Below are 5,091 nucleotides of genomic sequence, written 5' to 3'. Positions count from 1 at the left end.
AGCTCGGTCCCGGGGATCCTCTAGAGTCGCTGTCGGCGGCCATGCCCCAGCAGTTGGTGAACTGCAGGGTGCCCTTGCCGGCGCTGCCGGCGGGGAGCTCGACGACCTTGGCCTTCACATCGGGGTAGTCGCCGAGGGCGCCGGTGATCCAGTTGCCCTCGATGGTCATGGCGCCCAGCTGCTTGCCGAACGCCTCGCCGCCCCAGCCGGCTCCGACGTCGGAGGCGTAGGCGAACGTGCCGTCCTGCAGGTGCTTCTGGACATAGGTGAGCGCCGTCACGTTGGCGTCGCTGTCGGCTTCGGCCGTCTTGCCGTCCTCGGAGACGAGGCGGCCGCCGGCCTGGGCCATGAAGGCGCCGAGACGGGCGTATTCGCCGCCGAAGACGAGCCCCTTCGTGGAGCCGTTCGTGAGCTTCGCGGCCACGGCGGCCAGCTGGTCCCAGGTGGTCGGGATGTCGGCGTCGGTCAGGCCCGCCTTCGTCCACAGGTTCTCGTTGATGACCAGCTGCAGCGTCGAGAAGTCCTTCGGCGCGCAGAAGAAGGTGTTGTCGTAGGTGAAGTTCTTCACGAGCGACGGGTAGAAGTCGTCCTTGTTGCTGAGCTGGTCGCCGTAGGCCTTCAGCGAGCCGTTGCTCGCGAAGCCCGCAAGCTGGTCGGTGCTGAGGTAGAAGAGGTCCGGCGGAGAGCCCGCCGCGAAGCCCTGCGACAGCTGCTGGGCGAGGTCGGTCGCGGCGACGACCGACGCCGACACACCGGATTTCGCGGACCAGGCGGCGACGGCATCCTGCACGGCCTTGGTCTCGGCGTCTCCGGACGAGCCGATCATGATCGTCAGTGGCTTGTCGGACGACGTCAGATCCCCGGCGCTGGCCGAGGGGTCAGAGCCCGACCCGCTGAATCCCTGTCCGCATCCGGTCAGCAGCAGGCTCGAGGCCACGGCCAGGCCTCCTGCCGCGAGCAGCGTCCGTGCTGTGTGTCGCTTCATCGCATCTCCTTCGATCGCGGGGCTCGCGCGTGGGCAGCGCGGCCCATGGTGCCATCCCGCGCGGATCGTCCGTGCGATCCGCCCTTGGATCGATCATTTGATCGTTCAAATTGTGGGATGCTTGAAAAGATAGACGACGAGGCCGAGACCGTCAAGGAGGACCGCGTGAACAGATCGGCGACGATCGAAGACGTGGCGCGGGCCGCGGGCGTCTCGCGCCAGACCGTCAGCAACGTGATCAACTCTCCTCACATCGTGCGCGAGCAGACCCGCGCGCGGGTGGCCGACGCGATCTCGCGCCTCAACTACGCGCCGCACGCCTCCGCCCGTCGACTGCGCACGCGACGCAGCTCGACCATCGGCATCCACCTCGACCCGTACGCCGGCGGGATCTCGGGCGTCGTGCTCGACCGCTTCGTTCACGCCCTCACCGAGCAGGCGGGCGAGCGGAGCCTGCGCGTCATGCTCTACGCGGCGCGCACCCCCGAGGAGGAGATCCGACGGATGGGGGATCTGCGTGAGGGCGGAGAGATCGACGCGGTCGTCATCACCGGAACCTTCCCGGGCGATCCTCGCGCGGAGTGGCTCCTGGAGCGCGGCGTGCCCTTCGTCTCGTTCGGCCGCCCCTGGGGCCGTGACGACGTCGGCGCTCCCAGCCACCACTGGGTCGACGTCGACGGCGCCGCCGGCACCGCCGAGGCGACACGGCATGCGCTGGCGACGGCGGGTCCGCGCGTCGCCTTCCTGGGCTGGCCCGCGGGCTCCGCAACGGGCGACGATCGCGAACGAGGCTGGCGTCGGGCGCTGGATGCCGGGGACGTGCGCGCGGCCGGATGGACGCCGATCCGTGCCGTGAGCGACGAGAACGTGGCGCGGGCGCGTGACGTCGCCGCCCACCTCGTCGCCTCCGACGAGATCGATGCCATCGTGTGCGTCAGCGACTCTCTGGCGGTCGGTGCGCACCTGGCCGCGGTGGCGGCCGGGCGCCCCGCCCTGCCGATCATCGGCTTCGACAACACCCCGGCCGCCGAAGCCTTGGGTCTGTCCAGCGTCGAGCAGCTGCCCGAGGAGGTCGCCGTCGGCGCCCTGGATCTGCTGCTCGGAGGCGCGGCCTCCATCGAGCACCGTGCCGCCGAACCCGGGAGTGCCCACGTCCTCGTCGAGCCGCGCCTCGTCGTGCGTGAGACGGCGCCGCCGAGCGTTCAGCCGTAGAGCCGGCGCTGCAGTTCGTCCGCCGCCGTCGTCACCGCCGGTGCGAGCGCCTCCGCGGTGTGACCGGCCTCGGCGGGCCACGTCACCGCGATCGCCGCGACCGGCCAGCCGGCGTGGTCGCGGACGGCGACCGCCACCGAACGGAAGCCGAGGGTCACCTCGCCGTCTTCACCCGCGAAGCCCGCGGCGCGTGTCTGACGCAGCAGCTCGCGAAGCTCGGTCGGGCGCCTCGGCCCGCGACCCGTGCGGTCGGCGAAGGCCGCGGCATCCGGGTAGAGCGCGCGCACCTGCTCGCGCGGCAGAGCGGCGAGCATCGCTCGTCCCGTCGCCGTGAGGTGAGCCGGCAGCCGCACACCCACGTCCGTGACGAGCGCAGGGCGCCGCGGAGCGCGCTCCTCGACGATGTACAGCACATCGCGGCCGGTCATCACCGCCACATGCGTGCTCTCGCCGAGGCGGTCGGAGAGGGCGGCGACGAGGGGACGGCCCAGACGCGCAAGAGGCTGCTGACGGGCGTAGCCGCCGGCCAGCTCGAACGCGGCCGTGCCCAGCCCCCAGCGCCGGTCGTGCGGAAGATGCACCACGAAACCGTGCGTCGCCATCGCGGTCAGCAGGTGGTACACGCTCGAGCGGGGGATGGCGAGGCCTTCGGAGATCGTCCGGGCGGCGACCGGTCCGCGCTGGCGTGCGAGATAGGCGAGGATCCGCAGGGTCTGGTCCGCGGCCGGGACCTGCACCGCCTTCGGCGGCGCATCCGCATCGCCGAGATTGTCTGGTATCACAGACACACAATGCCACGCCCGTGTGGCGGCGCGGGCACAGCCGGGGTGGAATCGAGGCATGACCACCGTTGCCGCCTCGACAATCGCCGATCACGTCCTCATCGGCGCGCGCCCCCTCACTCCCGCCGAGGTCGTCGCCGTGGCCCGCGACGGCGCGACGGTCGAGATCGCCGCCGACGCGTGGACGCGGATCGGCCAGGCGCGAGAGCTCATCGAACGGCTCGCCGACGACCCCGAGCCGCACTACGGCATCTCGACCGGCTTCGGGGCGCTCGCGACGACGTTCATCGCGCCCGAGCGGCGTCGCCAGCTGCAGGCGAGCCTCATCCGCTCCCACGCGGCCGGTACCGGTGCGGAGGTGGAACGCGACGTCGTGCGCGCGCTGCACCTGCTGCGCCTGCAGACCCTCGCGACCGGGCACACGGGCGTCCGCCCGGTCGTCGTCGAGACCTACGCGGCCATGCTGAACGCCGGGATCACCCCGATCGTGCGGGAGTACGGCTCGCTCGGGTGCTCGGGCGACCTCGCCCCGCTCTCGCACCTCGCGCTGGCGGCGCTCGGCGAGGGGGAGGTGCGCGATGCCGAGGGTCTGCTCGTCCCGGCATCCGACGCCCTCGCCGCCGCCGGCATCGCCCCGCTCGTGCTCGAAGAGAAGGAGGGGCTCGCGCTCATCAACGGCACCGACGGCATGCTCGGCATGCTCGCTCTGGCCCTCTCGGACCTCGACAACCTGCTCACTGTCGCCGACATCACCGCCGCCCTCTCGATCGAGAGCCAGCTCGGCACCGACGCGGTGTTCGCCGCCGACCTGATGGCGCTGCGTCCGCAGAGCGGACAGGCCGCCTCGGCCGCGAACCTGCGCGCCCTGCTCGCCGATTCGCCCCTCGTCGCGAGTCACCGCGATCCGGCCGTGTGCACGCGCGTGCAGGACGCCTACTCACTGCGGTGCTCCCCGCAGGTGCACGGTGCCGCGCGCGACACCGTCGCGCACGCCCGCACGATCGCCGAGCGGGAGCTCGCCTCCGCCGTCGACAACCCGGTCGTCACCGGCGACGGGCGCGTCGAATCCAACGGCAACTTCCACGGCGCCCCGGTCGCGTACGTGCTCGACTTCCTCGCGATCGCNGTCGCCGACCTCGCCTCGATCGCCGAACGCCGCACCGACCGGGCACTCGATCGCACCCGCAGTCACGGCCTGCCGCCGTTCCTCGCCGACGAGGTCGGCGTCGATTCGGGCCTCATGATCGCGCAGTACGCGGCCGCGGGGATCGTGTCGGAGCTCAAGCGTCTGGCGGTTCCGGCATCCGTCGACTCCATCCCCTCGTCGGCGATGCAGGAAGACCACGTGTCGATGGGATGGGCCGCCGCACGCAAGCTGCGCCGCGCCGTCGACGGACTCGCCCGGGTGCTCGCGATCGAGCTCGTCACCGGATGCCGAGCCCTCGACCTGCGGGCACCGCTGCAACCGGGTCCCGCCACCGGCGCCGTGCGGGCCGCGGTGCGGGCCGCGGGCATCGCCGGTCCAGGACCCGACCGATTCGTCAGCCCCGACCTGGAAGCGGCCACCGCTCTCGTCCTGTCGGGCGCGGTCGCCGACGCTGCGTTCACTACTCCGGACAACCGTCCCTGATCGAAGGAGATCACGATGACATCACCCGTTGACGCCCAGAACTCCGGAGTTGTGAACCGGGCGGCGTCGAGCCGCGGCCCCGTCCGCGCCCCGCGTGGGGGCGAGCGCACCGCGAAGAGCTGGGGCGCCGAAGCCGCGAAGCGGATGCTGATGAACAACCTCGATCCCGAGGTCGCCGAACACCCCGAAGACCTCGTCGTCTACGGCGGCACGGGTCGGGCGGCGCGGTCGTGGGAGGCCTACGACGCCATCGTCCGCACTCTCGACGAGCTCGAGCCCGACGAGACACTGCTGGTGCAGTCCGGAAAGCCCGTCGGCGTCTTCCGCACGCACGAGTGGGCCCCGCGCGTGCTCATCGCGAACGCGAACCTGGTCGGTGACTGGGCGACGTGGCCCGAGTTCCGCCGGCTCGAGCAGCTGGGACTCACGATGTACGGACAGATGACCGCGGGATCGTGGATCTACATCGGCACGCAGGGCAT

At 71.7% G+C, this 5,091-nt stretch carries 4 protein-coding genes and 1 pseudogene; 3 read left to right on the top strand and 2 right to left on the bottom strand.

From position 1 onward, the window contains the following. Window positions 1-985, bottom strand: a 985-nt coding sequence (locus I5I_RS01770; RefSeq protein WP_036315692.1) for a sugar ABC transporter substrate-binding protein, incomplete at its 3' end; no start/stop codon positions are given. Between the two features lie 117 nt (window positions 986-1,102). On the opposite strand from I5I_RS01770, the gene I5I_RS01765 reads away from it, so the two are divergent. Next, on the top strand, window positions 1,103-2,197 hold the full coding sequence (locus I5I_RS01765) for a LacI family DNA-binding transcriptional regulator (RefSeq protein WP_051039424.1): 1,095 nt from the start codon (window positions 1,103-1,105) through the stop codon (window positions 2,195-2,197). Here the strand turns inward: I5I_RS01765 and I5I_RS01760 are convergent. Continuing rightward, window positions 2,188-2,985: an IclR family transcriptional regulator gene (locus tag I5I_RS01760; protein WP_083867896.1), complete on the bottom strand. Its 798-nt coding sequence runs from the start codon at window positions 2,983-2,985 to the stop codon at window positions 2,188-2,190. The genes I5I_RS01765 and I5I_RS01760 overlap by 10 nt on opposite strands. Before the next feature lie 52 nt (window positions 2,986-3,037). On the opposite strand from I5I_RS01760, the gene hutH reads away from it, so the two are divergent. Further along, window positions 3,038-4,609 (top strand): histidine ammonia-lyase, encoded by a 1,572-nt coding sequence (gene hutH, locus I5I_RS01755; protein ID WP_051039423.1) that lies wholly within the window; start codon window positions 3,038-3,040, stop codon window positions 4,607-4,609. A gap of 15 nt (window positions 4,610-4,624) precedes the next feature. After that, window positions 4,625-5,091, top strand: a pseudogene (locus tag I5I_RS01750) (urocanate hydratase); the annotation flags it as partial.

Source organism: Microbacterium sp. B24, from assembly GCF_000333415.1.
Taxonomy (GTDB): domain Bacteria; phylum Actinomycetota; class Actinomycetes; order Actinomycetales; family Microbacteriaceae; genus Microbacterium.
This window is presented reverse-complemented; position numbering and strand designations above follow the sequence as displayed.

Excerpts from the sequence above, each read along its gene's own strand:
- I5I_RS01765 (WP_051039424.1), top strand. The coding sequence starts at position 1,103 with ATGCTTGAAAAGATAGACGACGAGGCCGAGACCGTCAAGGAGGACCGC.